General features: G+C 62.3%; 13 protein-coding genes. 2 read left to right on the forward strand and 11 right to left on the reverse strand.

Annotated elements, in window-relative coordinates; translation table 11 throughout:
• The first annotated feature begins 2 nt into the window (after positions 1 to 2).
• Entirely contained in the window at positions 3 to 1,412 is a 1,410-nt protein-coding gene (gene glnA, locus ACYG9V_RS20710) for a type I glutamate--ammonia ligase (RefSeq protein WP_023672775.1), read from the forward strand.
• A 137-nt stretch (positions 1,413 to 1,549) separates the two neighbouring features.
• Here the strand turns inward: glnA and ACYG9V_RS20715 are convergent, their stop codons facing one another.
• Complete coding sequence (locus ACYG9V_RS20715; protein WP_023682588.1) at positions 1,550 to 2,590, reverse strand: glutamine synthetase beta-grasp domain-containing protein; 1,041 nt, start codon at positions 2,588 to 2,590, stop codon at positions 1,550 to 1,552.
• Between the two features lie 316 nt (positions 2,591 to 2,906).
• Here ACYG9V_RS20715 and ACYG9V_RS20720 point away from each other — a divergent pair, with 316 nt between their 5' ends.
• Positions 2,907 to 3,104: a DUF2735 domain-containing protein gene (locus tag ACYG9V_RS20720; protein ID WP_023682589.1), complete on the forward strand. Its 198-nt coding sequence runs from the start codon at positions 2,907 to 2,909 to the stop codon at positions 3,102 to 3,104.
• A 93-nt stretch (positions 3,105 to 3,197) separates the two neighbouring features.
• Here the strand turns inward: ACYG9V_RS20720 and ACYG9V_RS20725 are convergent, their stop codons facing one another.
• The 10 genes from ACYG9V_RS20725 to ACYG9V_RS20770 form a co-directional block, all read right to left on the reverse strand.
• Positions 3,198 to 5,084 (reverse strand): MFS transporter, encoded by a 1,887-nt coding sequence (locus ACYG9V_RS20725; RefSeq protein WP_023682590.1) that lies wholly within the window; start codon positions 5,082 to 5,084, stop codon positions 3,198 to 3,200.
• Between the two features lie 181 nt (positions 5,085 to 5,265).
• On the reverse strand, positions 5,266 to 6,057 hold the full coding sequence (locus ACYG9V_RS20730) for an ATP12 family chaperone protein (RefSeq protein ID WP_352763315.1): 792 nt from the start codon (positions 6,055 to 6,057) through the stop codon (positions 5,266 to 5,268).
• 11 nt (positions 6,058 to 6,068) lie between these two features.
• Entirely contained in the window at positions 6,069 to 6,926 is an 858-nt protein-coding gene (locus ACYG9V_RS20735) for a DMT family transporter (RefSeq protein ID WP_081727411.1), read from the reverse strand.
• A 62-nt stretch (positions 6,927 to 6,988) separates the two neighbouring features.
• Complete coding sequence (locus ACYG9V_RS20740) at positions 6,989 to 7,969, reverse strand: RluA family pseudouridine synthase (RefSeq protein WP_023672769.1); 981 nt, start codon at positions 7,967 to 7,969, stop codon at positions 6,989 to 6,991.
• Positions 7,970 to 8,102: 133 nt separating this feature from the next.
• The gene (crcB, locus tag ACYG9V_RS20745; protein ID WP_023682593.1) at positions 8,103 to 8,477 is read right to left on the reverse strand and encodes a fluoride efflux transporter CrcB; all 375 of its coding nucleotides are present in this window, start codon (positions 8,475 to 8,477) and stop codon (positions 8,103 to 8,105) included.
• A 53-nt stretch (positions 8,478 to 8,530) separates the two neighbouring features.
• On the reverse strand, positions 8,531 to 9,361 hold the full coding sequence (locus tag ACYG9V_RS20750; RefSeq protein ID WP_023682594.1) for an aspartyl/asparaginyl beta-hydroxylase domain-containing protein: 831 nt from the start codon (positions 9,359 to 9,361) through the stop codon (positions 8,531 to 8,533).
• 182 nt (positions 9,362 to 9,543) lie between these two features.
• Positions 9,544 to 10,854, reverse strand: coding sequence for a replication-associated recombination protein A (locus tag ACYG9V_RS20755; RefSeq protein ID WP_023682595.1), 1,311 nt, complete (start codon positions 10,852 to 10,854; stop codon positions 9,544 to 9,546).
• A gap of 47 nt (positions 10,855 to 10,901) precedes the next feature.
• Positions 10,902 to 12,395, reverse strand: a complete 1,494-nt coding sequence (locus ACYG9V_RS20760) for a DegQ family serine endoprotease (protein WP_023688416.1) — start codon at positions 12,393 to 12,395, stop codon at positions 10,902 to 10,904.
• 197 nt (positions 12,396 to 12,592) lie between these two features.
• Entirely contained in the window at positions 12,593 to 13,024 is a 432-nt protein-coding gene (gene rplQ, locus ACYG9V_RS20765) for a 50S ribosomal protein L17 (RefSeq protein ID WP_023682598.1), read from the reverse strand.
• A 105-nt stretch (positions 13,025 to 13,129) separates the two neighbouring features.
• Entirely contained in the window at positions 13,130 to 14,140 is a 1,011-nt protein-coding gene (locus ACYG9V_RS20770; protein WP_023682599.1) for a DNA-directed RNA polymerase subunit alpha, read from the reverse strand.
• Positions 14,141 to 14,161 lie beyond the last annotated feature (21 nt).

Here is a 14,161-nt window from a genome sequence, read left to right on the forward strand (position 1 = left end):
ACATGACGACAGCCAAAGACATCATGAAGCAGATCAAGGACAACGACGTGAAATTCGTCGACCTGCGCTTCACCGATCCGAAGGGCAAGCTGCAGCACGTGACGATGGATGTCATCGAGGTCGAGGAAGACATGTTCGCCGACGGCGTCATGTTCGACGGCTCCTCGATCGCCGGCTGGAAGGCGATCAACGAGTCCGACATGGTGCTGATGCCCGATGCGGACACCGTCCACATGGATCCGTTCTTCGCCCAGTCGACCATGGTCATCCTGTGCGACATTCTCGATCCGGTCTCCGGCGAATCCTACAACCGCGATCCGCGCGGCACTGCCAAGAAGGCCGAGGCCTACATGAAGGCCGAAGGCATCGGCGACACCATCTATGTCGGCCCCGAAGCCGAGTTCTTCGTCTTCGACGACGTCAAGTACAAGGCCGATCCCTACAACACCGGGTTCAAGCTGGACTCGACCGAACTTCCGTCCAATGACGACACCGACTACGAGACCGGCAATCTCGGCCACCGCCCGCGCGTCAAGGGCGGCTACTTCCCTGTGCCGCCGATCGACAGCGCGCAGGACATGCGCTCCGAAATGCTGACCGTGCTCGCCGAAATGGGCGTGCGCGTCGAAAAACACCATCACGAGGTTGCCGCTGCCCAGCACGAGCTCGGCATCAAGTTCGACACGCTGGTCCGCAACGCCGACAAGATGCTGATCTACAAATATGTCGTGCACCAGGTCGCCAACGCCTATGGCAAGACGGCCACCTTCATGCCGAAGCCGATTTTCGGCGACAACGGCTCGGGCATGCACGTCCACCAGTCGATCTGGAAGAACGGCAAGCCGACCTTCGCCGGCAATGAATATGCCGGCCTGTCGGAGTCGTGCCTGTTCTACATCGGCGGCATCATCAAGCACGCCAAGGCCATCAACGCCTTCACCAACCCGCTGACCAACTCCTACAAGCGCCTTGTGCCTGGCTATGAAGCCCCGGTGCTGCTCGCCTACTCCGCGCGCAACCGTTCGGCCTCCTGCCGCATTCCGTTCGGCTCGTCGCCGAAAGCCAAGCGCGTCGAGGTCCGCTTCCCCGATCCGGGCGCGAACCCCTACCTCGCTTTCGCCGCCATGCTGATGGCCGGCCTCGACGGCATCAAGAACAAGATCCACCCGGGACAGCCGATGGACAAGGATCTTTACGATCTGCCGCCGAAGGAACTGAAGAAGATTCCGACCGTCTGCGGTTCGCTGCGCGAAGCGCTGCAAAGCTTGGACAAGGACCGCGGCTTCCTGAAAGCCGGCGGCGTCTTCGACGACGACCAGATCGACAGCTATATCGAGCTCAAGATGGCCGAAGTGATGCGCTTCGAAATGACCCCGCATCCGGTCGAATACGACATGTACTATTCGGTCTGAACGATAAGCCTCAGCGACAAGGAAAAACCCCGGCGTCAGTTCAGACGCCGGGGTTTTTGTTTGACCAATAGCAGACCGTAGACGTGGTAGCAGCAGGCTACGGCGCAGGCTTACGAAGCCTGCGCCGCTATAGATGCTTAGGCAGCCGCCGAAACCTGCGCGCTGGTCGAAACCTCCGCGATGGTCTTCAGGATCTGCGAAGCGATCTGGTAGGGGTCGCCTTGCGAGTTCGGACGGCGGTCTTCCAGGTAACCCTTGTAGTCATTGTTGACGAAGGAATGCGGCACGCGGATCGAGGCGCCTCGGTCGGCGATGCCGTAGCTGAAGCGGTTCCACGGAGCGGTCTCATGCTTGCCGGTCAGGCGCTTGTCGTTGTCCGGGCCGTAGACGGCGATGTGGTCCATCAGGTTCTTGTCGAATTGAGCCATCAGCGCTTCGAAATAGGCTTTGCCGCCGACTTCGCGCATATAGGCGGTCGAGAAGTTGGCGTGCATGCCCGAGCCGTTCCAGTCGGTGTCGCCGAGCGGCTTGCAGTGATACTCGATGTCGATCTCGTACTTTTCGGTCAGGCGCTGCAAGAGATAGCGGGCCATCCACATCTGGTCGGCGGCCTTCTTGGAGCCTTTGCCGAAAATCTGGAATTCCCACTGGCCCTTGGCCACTTCGGCGTTGATGCCTTCATGGTTGATGCCTGCTGCGAGGCAAAGGTCGAGATGCTCCTCGACGATCTGGCGCGCGATCGGGCCGACATTCGAATAGCCGACGCCGGTGTAGTACGGGCCCTGCGGCGCCGGATAGCCGCTCTCGGGGAAGCCGAGCGGACGGCCGTCCTTGTAGAAGAAATACTCCTGCTCGAAGCCGAACCAGGCGCCCTCGTCGTCGAGGATGGTGGCGCGCTTGTTGGACACATGCGGCGTCACGCCATCTGGCATCATCACTTCGCACATCACCAGCACGCCATTGCTGCGGGCCGGATCCGGGAACACGGCGACCGGCTTCAGCACGCAGTCGGAGCTGTGGCCTTCGGCCTGCTGCGTCGAAGAACCGTCGAAGCCCCACAGCGGCAGCTGCTCGAGCGTCGGTAACTCGGCGAACTCCTTGATCTGGGTCTTGCCGCGAAGATTGGGGACCGGCGTGTAACCATCGAGCCAGATATACTCGAGCTTGTATTTCGTCATTCTAGAGCCTCTCGTTGCTTGATCACCGAACCTGGATGACGCCGGCGCGCCGAGCCATCCAGCAGCCCAGCTGCCGGTCGATAAAATGCAAGTCATGTGCCATTTCCGCTGCGCGGGGTGCGGCAAAAATGCCCTTTCATCCCGGCGATGCATCCAAGCCGCCTAAGCAATGCGCCGGGATCGATCAAAGGCAGAATTTGCTTAAATAACAGGCAAATGCTGATCTTTCTTTAGGCATCTTGCCTAAGTGGTTTGCAGGACCTATTTTGATGGAAAGATGAATCGAAGAGCCTCTCCAGAAGAAAGGAGACCGACCATGGAAATCACCTCAGCCCGTCCGTCGGCCAAAATCCTGATGTTCCCGGTGGCAGCGCGTGCGGGTGCCTCAAATTTAGGCGTAAAGGCCAAGTTTGCGGCAGAGCTTGCTTCGCTGCGCGATCACCCGCTTGCCCATGGCGAGGCCTGGTATCATGAGGCCGCCATTGCGGAGGCCGAACAGCCTCGCAAGAGCTAGGCGTCTTCCGCGCTGATAGATCGAACAGGCCCACAAATCAAAACCCGGCGCGATCGCTCGCGCCGGGTTTTTTGTTTGATACAGAGCCGTCGGCTACTGCTTGGTATGCAGGTCGGTGCCGAGCGTATCCCTGACGAAGATCATGCCGATGATCAGCGTCACCGCCGCGATCACCACCGGATACCAAAGGCCGTAATAGATATCGCCCTTGTAGGCGCTGAACGCGAACACGATCGCGGGCAGCAGGCCGCCGAACCAGCCATTGCCGATGTGATAGGGCAGTGACATGCCGCTGTAGCGGATGCGTGTCGGGAACATCTCGACCAGGATCGCCGCGATCGGCCCGTAGACCATGGTCACGTAGAGGACCAGGATGAACAGGATGCCGATGACCTTTGCCCAGTTGACCTGTGCGGGGTCGGCAAACATCGCGAACGCGCCCGCTGCCGGAACGCTGTACACGGTCACCTCGGTGGCGCCCGCGGCCTCATCCTTGGTCAGCACCTTGTCCTTGATGGCCTGTTCGGTCGGGACCGCGGTCTTTTCGCCGGCGCGGATGGCTGCCGCATCGAGCTTCAGTTCAGGATTGGCCGCGACAAAGGCGTCGAGCTTCTGGTCGGCAACCTTGGCGGCAGCGCGCTTCAACGGGTAACCGCCACCCTGAAGCGCGAGGTTGATACCCTTCTTGAAGGCAGCGTCGCTTGCAGCCTTCTTGTCGCCCGCGGCCTTGGCATCATAAGACGCCACAGTTTCGCTGCCGATCATGACACTCGCCGGGGTCCCCGCCGCCGCGGTAGAGACGATGTCGTAAGGCACCGAGTTCTTGGCAAGGAAGTCGGTCGCGATATCGCACGAACTGACCGGTACGCGCGTGCCGGTCGGGTTGAACTGGAAGTTGCAGTCTCCCGGAGCCGCCGTCACCGTGGCGCGCGTGTTCTGCTGTGCGGTGGCGAGCGCCGGATTGGCGGCCCAGGTCAACGCCTTGAACAGCGGGAAGGTGGTGACGACCGCCAGCGCAAGGCCGGCCATGATGATCGGCTTGCGGCCGATCTTGTCGGACAGCCAGCCGAAGAAGACGAAGAAGCCCGTACCGAGTGCCAGCGCAATGGCGATCATGATGTTCACCGACTGCGCGTCGACCTTGAGCACATTGGCCAGGAAGAACAGTGCGTAGAACTGACCATTGTACCAGACCACGGCCTGACCGGCGGTGAGGCCGAACAGCGCCAGGATGGCGATCTTGGCGTTTTTCCACTGGCCGAAGGCTTCCGACAGCGGCGCCTTGGAACTCTTGCCCTCTTCCTTCATGCGCAGGAAGGTCGGCGATTCCGAAAGCGACAGCCGGATCCAGACCGAAATGCCGAGCAGGATGGCCGAGACCAGGAAAGGAATGCGCCATCCCCAGGCGTTGAAGGCGTCCTTGCTTACAGAATTCTGCACCAGCAGGATGACAATCAGCGACAGGAACAGGCCGAGCGTCGCCGTCGTCTGGATCCATGACGTGTAGAAGCCGCGACGGTCGTCCGGCGCATGTTCCGCGACATAGGTCGCGGCGCCGCCGTACTCGCCGCCAAGCGCCAGGCCCTGCAGCATGCGCAGCGCGATCAACAGGATCGGCGCCAGAATGCCCAGTGTCTCTGAGCCCGGAAGCAGGCCGACAAGGAAAGTCGACAGACCCATGATCATGATGGTGACAAGGAATGTGTATTTGCGGCCGACGAGATCGCCGATGCGGCCGAACACCAGCGCGCCGAACGGGCGCACGATGAAGCCGGCGGCGAAGACCAGCAGCGTGAAGATGTAGCGGGTGCTTTCGGGAAACGAGTTGAAGAAGGTCAAGCCGATCGCGCCGGCCAACGCTCCGTAGAGATAGAAATCATACCATTCGAAAACCGCGCCCAGCGAGGAGGCGAAGATGACCTTCTTCTCCTCTCGTGTCATGCCGCGGCTGGCTCCGCCGGCGGTCGATGCCAATGCCATTGAACTGTCCTCCCGTGAAATCCCGTCTGTCCTCGAGGCTGGGCGTCATCGTCGGCGTTCCCTCTGAACGCGACTCGAACCAGCCATCGGCGTAAAAAATGACAGAAAGCGACCGCCGGAGGCAGACAGACCTTGGATTTATGACTTTGGTATTAGGTGCAGTGCGGCAAAAGGCCGAGGATCAGGTCTTCAGCGCGTCGAGCAGGCCGACGGCCGCCATCATGTCGCGTTTGCGGGCCGAGCGGCGTGCGACAGCCTCGGCGTCCTGGCCCCAGTGCTCGACCTGCCAGTCCTCGTCGACATGGCCGGCGGCCCAGGCCGCGTCGCCGTCGAGCGCGCCGTAATCGACCGCCAGCGCCAGCAGCGCCGACCCGGTCAGCGAAGTCATGACATGGATTGCAGCCAGCCGCAGCGGCTCGGCACGCTGGGCAAGATGGGCGCCGAGGACGGCGAGGCTTTCGCGCGGCTGCTCGACATGGATGATGCCCTCGGCGAGGTTGAACCGAGCCCCTAATGTCGCCCTCGCCCAGTCGATCACCGGATCCCAATGCTGGTTCTGCCGCTCGACCAGCCCCTGCGGCGCGTCGGCGCGGTAGCAGGTCAGATCGGACGAGGCGAAGCGCAAGACGTCCTCCAGCACCGCCTGCGGGTCGCTGGCGACGCCGTCGATGGCGGTGTTGACCAGACGCAGCACCGGCATCGTGACCGGGTCGATGGTCTCGCCCTGTGCAGCGAACTCATTGGCGACCAGGGCGGCGGCCTTTTCGGTCGGCAGCGCCAGCAGCGCCTTGCCCGGCGTGCGCACCAGCTTGCCATCGAGGTGGACGGCAAAACCGTCCTCCACAGCTACGACCGACACGTCCTTGTAGAAGCGCTTCGGCAGGTGCGTCTTCATCTGGATCTGGGCGCGGCGGACCGGATCCGGATCGGACAGATGCTTTCCCGCTTCGAGGTCGTTGAGGATGTCACGCATGGTCGAACTTTCTATCCAGGTACCTGCTTGCGCGCCGGCCGGTTGACGATGATCAGGCCGACTGCGATCAGCCCAAGCGCCACAAAGATCCTGGTCGTTGGCGCCTCGCCAAGAATGATAGCGCCGCAGAGGACGCCGAACACCGGCGACAGGAAGGCGAAGCTCGACAGGCCCGATGCCGGATAGCGCCGGAGCAGCCAGAACCACAGCACATAGGTGAAGGCAACTATATAGAGCGACTGGAACAGCAGCGCCAATGTCGGCAAGGCACTGACCGCGCGGATCGGCGGGCCGGCGAAAGGCAGAACCAGGACACCGACAATGGCCGCACCGGCCAGCTGATAAAGCAGCAATTTCTCGGCACTGGTCTCGACCAGTTTCGAACGCTTGATGACGATGCTGGTCGCCGCCCACAGGATGCCCGAGCCGAGGCTGAGCAGATCGCCCATCAAGGTCACGTCGGTGCCGCCGGCAATCCCGTCGGAAAACACCGCCACCAGGCCACAGAAGGCAAGCACGAGCCCGCCAAGCTTGCGCGCGTTGATACGCTCACCGAGCAGGAAATGGCCGCCGATCAGGACCCAGAACGGCATGGTGTTGACCAGCAGTGTGTTGCGGGCAACGGTCGTGTATTCCAGCCCGATATAGAGGCACAGGAACTCGACGCCGAACAGCACGCCGACGATGATGCCGGCGACAAGCGACCCGTCGGCCTTAAACAGCCTGATGCCGCGCAGCCAGCACCAGCCGAGCACACAGAGCCCGCCGATGATCGAACGTGCGATCGAGACGAAAACCGGATCGAAGCCGGCATAGGAGATCTTGGCGGCGACGTAGTTCAGCCCCCAGGAAAAGGTCAGCCCGACCATGATGGAAGCAGCCGCCAGATCGACCGCATCGCGGCGATCCAATGCCGAGGCGACGGCCAATGTCAGTCCTCCGCGCTGGCGTCGTCGAAGCCGATCAGGTTCCAGCTCTGGCGCATATGCGGCGGCATCGGCGCGGTGACGTCGATGACGCCCTTGTCCGGGTGCGGAATGACGATGCGGCGCGCATGCAGATGCAGGCGGTTCTGAATGCCGCCCGGAAAGTCCCAGTTGGTGTCGGCCTCGAAATATTTGGGGTCGCCGAGGATCGGGCAGCCGATATAGGCGGCATGAACGCGCAGCTGGTGGGTGCGGCCAGTGTACGGCTCCATTTCCAGCCAGGTCATCGTCTGAGCCGCCTGCTCGATGATGCGATAGTAGGACACGGCGTGGTCGGCGCCCTTTTCGCCATGGGCTGCCACGCGCACGCGGTCGCCGTCCTCGGTCGGCTCCTTGATCAGCCAGGTCGAGATCTTGTCCTCACGCTTGGGCGGGACGCCCTTGACCAGCGCCCAATAGGTCTTCTTGGTCTCGCGCGCCCGGAATGACTCGGAAAGCTTCATCGCCGCAAGCCTGGTGCGGGCAACCACCAACACGCCCGACGTGTCGCGGTCGAGCCGGTGCACCAGGCGCGGCTTCTCGCCCTTCTGGCTGCGCCAGGCCTCCAGCATGTCGTCGACATTGCGGGTGACGCCCGAGCCGCCTTGCACCGCCAGGCCGGCCGGCTTGTTGAAGACGAAGACTTTTGGATCTTCGTGGATCAGCATCTTGGCCAGCACATCGGCGTCGCCCTGGTTGCGGATCGAGTAACCCGTAAGCGCACTCTCGCCCTTCTTGTCGACCTCGAGCGGCGGCACACGCACCACCTGGCCGGGCTCGACACGGCTGTCGGCCTTGACCCGGCCGCCATCGACGCGGATCTGGCCCGAGCGCAGCAACTTCTGCAGATGGCCAAAGCCGAGGCCGGGGAAATGGGTCTTGAACCAGCGATCGAGCCGCATGCCCGCCTCGCCGGCCTCCACCGTGATCTGTTCTACGCCTGCCATGATTTTCGCTTTATCCGTTTCTAACGCGTGACCCCGAAAATCTACTCCGGCTTTCGGAAAGGATCATGCGCAAGATCAAAGTTTCTGCAGCGCGTCCAGAGGATGCGGCGTGCTCCAGGTCGGGGCAATAACACTATGAAACGGTTCTTGCGAGCCAAAGTCCCAGAAACAGGGCGATAATGGCGCCAACGACGCTGGCAAGCGCATATCCCAACGCCGTCAGCGTCGCTCCGCGCTCCCACAGGGTCGCGAAATCGAGCGAAAAGGCGGAGAAGGTGGTGAAGCCGCCAAGGATGCCCGTGGCGACGAACAGCCGGAGCTCATTGGAACCGCCGCGCCGCATCAGCGCGGCGACGAACAGCCCCATAACAAAGGAGCCGAGGATGTTGATCGCCATCGTCCCCCAGGGGTAGTTGGGGCCGACGAGGCGCAAGGCGCCGATGTTGGTCAGGTGGCGGATGCCGGCGCCGATGCCGCCGCCGACCACAACAAGAAGCAGATTGAACATGCCCGTTTACTGCCCGGCCAAGGCAGTGCGGTCAATCCCTTCAGGCTAACGCCTCAGGTCGTCTCGACCTTCTTTGCCTTGCTCGAGCCGATCATCTTCCAGTTCTTGTAGAACATGGAATTGATGCGCTCGACGGTGACCGAAACGATGGCCAGAAGTCCGGCGATGAAACCGGGGAACGGCGACGGGCGGATGATGTCCATGAACACGCAGTAGCGGCGCCCATCATACTCGTTGACCGAGCGGTGCAGCAGCGTGTCGTCGAAAATATAGAGCGGGTTGTCGTGCCAGTAATTCCTGGCGCCGTTGCATTCGACGAAAACCTCTGCCTTCACCGGCAAGAGATTGTAGAGGATGCGCAGGCTGAGCCGCAGCGGTCCGAAATGCCAGGAAGTCGATTCCTTGCCTCTGAAGACAGACACGGCAATGGTCTTGATGTATTTGAAATCCTTGTTGAATTCCGCAACATTGTCGATCCGGTGCTTGCCGTACCACTGATAGACATACATGCCGCGACGACCGGTGCCGAAATTGGCGTCGATATCGGCGATGATCTCGTCCTTGCGCGCCTTGAAGACGTCAAGAACCTCGTTGACCTCGCGCTGATAATCGGCAGGAAACTGCTCCAGCTTCCACACACCCGGGTTGCGGTAGCAAACGAGGTCCACCAGCAGATTGAAGGGCGACAGCAGCCAGGTGAAGATGCCATTGCCGAGGAAATAGCCGCGCAACAGCGACAGATCCTTGCTGGCGTTGCGCAGCACATCGATCAGGCCGCAGACGATCCAGATCGTGGTCAGGATCGGAATGAAATAGAAGCCGAGCGCGAGCAGCGGGACAGCAATCACAGCCTGGCGAAGCGTTTTGCGAAGGGATTTTGTCATTTCTGTTCGCGCGGCGCGCTGTCCCCGTTCCGAATTATCGCCCGTCCTGGCAGCCTCCCGGCCGAGTCATGCGACGTGATAGGGCTTTTTGTCATGCGGTACAATCACACTGCTGTGACTGGCGGGGACAGAATTTCAGTTCATCGCGGGCAGGCCGAGTTCGTCCCGTTTGTCCCGCGCACCTATTTTTCCCGCTCGCTGCGCAGCTTTGCCCAATAGTCCAGCCGTTTCTTGATATCGCGCTCGAAGCCGCGTTCGGGCGGATCATAAAAGGTCTGCCGGCCCATCTTTTCGGGGAAATAGTCCTGGCCGGAAAAAGCATCGGGCTGGTCGTGATCGTAGCGGTAGCCGGCGCCGTAATCCTCCTCTTTCATCAGCTTGGTCGGCGCGTTGAGGATGTGCTTGGGCGGCAGCAGCGAACCGAACTCCTTCGCCGCCCGCGTGGCTGCCTTGAAGGCTGTATAGACGGCGTTGGATTTGGGCGCGGTGGCGAGATAGACGGTGGCCTCGGCGAAGGCCAGTTCGCCTTCGGGCGAGCCGAGATAGTCGTAGGCGTCCTTGGCGGCGTTGGCGATAACCAGCGCCTGCGGGTCGGCCAGCCCGATATCCTCCATCGCCATGCGCACCAGCCGGCGGCCGAGATAGAGCGGATCCTCGCCGGCGTCGAACATGCGGGCAAGATAATAAAGCGCCGCGTCCGGGTCGGACCCACGCACCGATTTGTGCAGCGCCGAGATCAGATTGTAGTGACCGTCCTGGCCCTTGTCATAGATCGGCGCGCGGCGCTGGACGATGCGCTGCAGCCCTTCGGGATCGAAAACCTCGCCGGGTTTGGCGGCGCGCCAGACTTCCTCGGCCAGCGTCAGCGAGGCCCGGCCGTCGCCATCGCTCATGCGGATGAGCATCGCCCGCGCCTCGTCGTCGAGCGGCAGCGCCCTGCCCTCCGTCTCCTCCGCGCGCGTCATCAGCTTGGCAATGCTGTCCTCGCCCAGCGAGTGAAACACCAGCACCCGCGCGCGCGACAGAAGCGCGGCGTTCAGCTCGAAGGACGGATTTTCGGTCGTGGCGCCAACCAGCACGACGGTGCCGTCCTCCATGACCGGGAGAAACGAATCCTGCTGGGCGCGGTTGAAGCGATGGATCTCGTCGACGAACAGCAGCGTCTGGCGGCCATTGGTGCGACGCAGCTTTGCCGCCTCGAACACTTTCTTCAAATCGGCAACGCCGGAAAACACCGCTGAGATCTGCTCGAAGGCAAGGCTGGTCTCGCCGGCCAGCAGCCGCGCCACCGTGGTCTTGCCGGTGCCGGGTGGCCCCCAGAAAATCATCGAGCCGAGCGAACCGGAGTTGATCAACCGCGTCAGCGCGCCGTCCGGCCCGGTCAAATGCTCCTGGCCGACAACCTCGCCGAGGTTTTTCGGACGCAGCCGATCGGCCAAAGGCCGGCCGGGCGGCGCTCTTTCCGGTTCATCGACGCTGAACAGATCGGCCATCTAGGTCTTCTGGTTGGAGCACGATCCTCAGAAATGGGAAGATCGCCTCAGTAACGCAACACCTGGCGCAGTATCTGCCCGCCGCGCTCGACGGTAAAGCGCCACCAGCGTGTATCCTGCTGGGCAAGCTGCGCCAGTGTCGCCGCCGTATCGACCGTCGTGCCGTTCACCTCGCGCACGATGTCGCCCGGCTGGAAGCCGAAATCGGCGGCCGGCGAATCGCGGTTGATGTCGACCACGGTTACCCCCTTGAGGTCGGTGCGCAGGCCGAGCCGCTGGGCGAGCCTGGGCGACAGTTCCGCGACCTTGGCGCCGGAGAACGGGCTGCGGCCATGCAGGGTCACTTCCGACGCCTTGGCGCCTTCCGGCGCGCGCTCCAGTGCAATCTCCATCGTCGCCTGCTGGCCCTTGCTCAGGATGGCGAAGGTCGCCTTGGTGCCGATCGACAGGGTCGCCATGCGGTAATCCAGCGCCTCGATGCCTTCGACCGTCGTGCCATTGAGCTGCAGCACGACATCGCCGGGCTTCAGCCCTGCCTTGGCCGCCGGTCCGGCTTCCTCAACCGACGACACCAGCGCGCCGGTCGGCTTCTCCATGCCAAGCGATTCAGCGATCTGCGGTGTGACCGCTTCGAACTCGGCGCCTATATAGGGCCGCTCGAAGAAATCGAGCCCGGCCTTGGCCGCGTCGGCGAAGGCGCGCACCATGTTGGCGGGGATGGCAAAGCCGATGCCGATCGAGCCGCCGCTGCGGCTGTAGATGGCGGTGTTGATGCCGACCAGCTGGCCGCCCATGTTGATCAGCGCGCCGCCGGAATTGCCGGGATTGATGGCGGCGTCGGTCTGGATGAAGTAGCCCGAATCCGAAACGCCGATATGGCTGCGGGCAAGCGCCGACACGATGCCGCTGGTGGTGGTCTGGCCGACGCCGAACGGATTGCCGATGGCCAGCACCAGGTCGCCGACCTCGAGCGCGTCGGAATCGCCGATGGCAATCACCGGGAACGGCTTGTCGGAGGTGATCTTGAGCACGGCGAGGTCAAGCGTCTCGTCCTTGAGCATGACCTTCGAGGTGAATTCGCGCCCGTCGGCGGTCGCGACCTTGACCTCGTCAGCATCCTTGATCACGTGGAAATTGGTGACGACGACGCCGCTCGGGTCAACCAGCACACCCGAGCCGAGCGAGGATTGCGCGCGCGGCTGTGCGCGGCCAAAAAATTCCTCGAAGAACGGGTCGCCGTCAAAGGGCGACGTGACCTTGGCCGTCTGTGAGGCATAGACATTGACCACCGCCGGCGCCGTCTGCTTGACCAGCGGCGCGAACGAAAGCTGCACCTCCTCGCGGCCGAACGGCACGCGTTTGTCGGGACCGGAGGTGCCGTTCTCGCCCTCGACGCCATGCAAGAGGTCGGTCAGCACATCGGAGAGCCCCGGATCGGCTGGCTTGGCGGCGTCCTCGGCCAGCGCCTGCCTGACTGTCGGCGCGGCTGCGAACGCCATCATGGCGAAGAGCAGAACAAGAGACAGTCGGTTGGCGCGCATTCGCGAATCCTCCAAGGCAAGTTCGGGGGCATTGTCCCGACGATTGTGCAGAATGAAAGGCTAATGCACTGAAATGCGGCGATTGTCGTGCAAAAGCACTTGGCCGGCAGGCAAAAAAGCCTCGCGAAGCATGCCCTCGCGACAATGCAAAAAAGGGGCCCGAAGGCCCCTTGAAGTCATTCCTGAAAAACCGAGCCTTATGCGGCAGCGGCTTCCTCGTCGGTGCCTTCGGCCTCGATGCGGGCGCGGTCGCCGGCGCCCTTGGCCGAGGTGTCGCGGTCGACGAACTCGATGACCGCCATGGCGGCATTGTCGCCGTGGCGGAAGCCCGCCTTCATGATGCGCAGATAGCCGCCATTGCGGGTGGCGTAGCGCGGCGCGATCGTGTCGAACAGACGCTTGACGACGCCTTCATTGCCGATCTGGGCAATCACCTGGCGGCGCGCATGCAGGTCGCCGCGCTTGCCGAGCGTCACCAGCTTCTCGACGATCGGACGCAGATCCTTCGCCTTCGGCAGGGTGGTGACGATCTGTTCGTGCTCGAGCAGCGACACGGCGAGGTTGGCGAACATCGACTTGCGATGGCTAATGCTTCGGGCGAAGCGGCGGCCTTTAAAACCGTGGCGCATGGCTCTTTTCCTTCTTCAGTTGTTCAAGAGGCCGTGGCCTCTGATGGTTTTCCGCATGACCGTCGGATCGAGCGGCTCACGCCGCCGATCCTTGGAAATTCATGCTCAATATTGGTCTTCGTAACGCTTGGCGAGGTCTTCGATGTTTTCCGGCGGCCAGTCCGGCACTTCCATGCCGAGGTGCAGGCCCATCGCCGCGAGCACTTCCTTGATCTCGTTCAGCGACTTGCGGCCGAAGTTCGGGGTGCGCAGCATCTCGGCTTCGGTCTTCTGGATGAGATCGCCGATGTAGACGATGTTGTCGTTCTTCAGGCAGTTGGCCGAACGCACCGAAAGCTCGAGCTCGTCCACCTTCTTGAGCAGCGCCGGGTTGAAGGCGAGCTCGGTGACGGCCTCGGTGGCGACTTCCTTCTGCGGCTCGTCGAAATTGACGAACAGGCCAAGCTGGTCCTGCAGGATGCGGGCAGCGAAAGCCACCGCGTCCTCGCCCGAGATCGAACCGTCGGTCTCGATGGTCATGGTCAGCTTGTCATAGTCGAGAACCTGGCCCTCGCGGGTGTTCTCGACCTTGTAGGAGACCTTCTTGACCGGCGAATACAGGCTGTCGACCGGGATCAGGCCGATCGGCGCGTCTTCGGCGCGGTTGCGGTCTGCCGGCACGTAACCCTTGCCGGTGTCGACTGTGAATTCCATACGGATTTCAGCGCCCTCGTCCAGCGTGCAGATGACGTGGTCGGGGTTGAGGATCTCGACGTCGCCAACCGTCTGGATGTCGCCAGCCAGAACCGCACCCGGGCCCTGCTTGCGAACGACCATGCGCTTGGGACCATCGCCTTCCATGCGGATGGCGATTTCCTTGATGTTGAGGACGATGTCGGTCACGTCCTCACGCACGCCGGCAATCGACGAGAATTCATGCAGAACGCCGTCGATCTGCACGGCGGTGACAGCCGCACCGCGCAGCGAAGACAAAAGCACGCGGCGCAGCGCGTTGCCGAGCGTCAGGCCGAAGCCACGCTCGAGCGGCTCGGCGACCAGCGTGGTCAGCGTCTTCTTCTTCGACGAGAACTCGATCTTGTTCGGCTTGATCAGTTCCTGCCAATTTTTCTGGATCATGATGCTTTCCTTCCGTTGACC

The sequence above is a fragment of the Mesorhizobium sp. W016 genome, assembly GCF_054719485.1.